The following is a 769-nucleotide window of genomic DNA, read 5'->3' as shown; positions in this document are numbered from 1 at the left end:
TGTTTTCTGTGGTTACTAAATATCATAAGGGAAGGCATTCCCTATTTCTATACAATTCAGAAATCTTTTATGCATTTACACAAGATATTTTACGCTCTCAATTTTTTTAATTGAACGGCCACCACAGAAATCGTTTAGTAATCCGTCTTTCTGCATGAGCATCGTAAGCTACATAATGATTCCCAGTTTGTTCACGCATCATTAGAGGAATTTGCGCACGAGAGACTAGACGAACATTTGAAACATAGGAGCCTTTATGAGCAACAAGTGCCCAACGCTGTTTAGAACTATATTGTCCGGTATAAAACTTTAGCCAACTACCACTCCCAAAAGGATCATCAGCTACAAACGCATCAACTTGCTGCGGGGTTTTAACAGCAGCAACATGTTTATTTTTACCATCACTATCAATGATAGTTGTCTTTTCTCTCTTCTCTGGAACCTGGTTAGGTAGTACCGCATAACCATATTGAACTCTTAAAAAAGGATTGAAACGATCAATCCATTCATTTTGGCTAGCACGTCCGTATCCTAATACACTTAACCATAAAAATATAAGAATAAAGATCGCTGAAACAATCATCAAATAGCGTTTATACTTGTCTTTGTCTCGTACGTCCTGACTAATTTTGTTAACCATCAAATTTCCATCACCTTTAAGTAAAATATCTAGGGTCCGTCTGAAAACTACTTAAGTAAGATGCAAATTGAGGCAATGTAAACCGTAGCCAGATAAACATGAGCGAGCTTATCATAACGCGTTGCAATC

General features: G+C 37.1%; 1 protein-coding gene and 1 pseudogene. Both read right to left on the bottom strand.

Annotated elements, in window-relative coordinates:
- Positions 1–106 precede the first annotated feature (106 nt).
- Entirely contained in the window at positions 107–640 is a 534-nt protein-coding gene (locus GB992_RS10645) for a YxeA family protein (protein WP_238331119.1), read from the bottom strand.
- Between the two features lie 47 nt (positions 641–687).
- Positions 688–769, bottom strand: a pseudogene (locus GB992_RS10640) (IS5-like element ISLpl3 family transposase); the annotation flags it as partial.

This window comes from Furfurilactobacillus milii, from assembly GCF_009863985.1.
GTDB classification, from domain to species: Bacteria; Bacillota; Bacilli; order Lactobacillales; family Lactobacillaceae; genus Furfurilactobacillus; species Furfurilactobacillus milii_A.
This window is presented reverse-complemented; position numbering and strand designations above follow the sequence as displayed.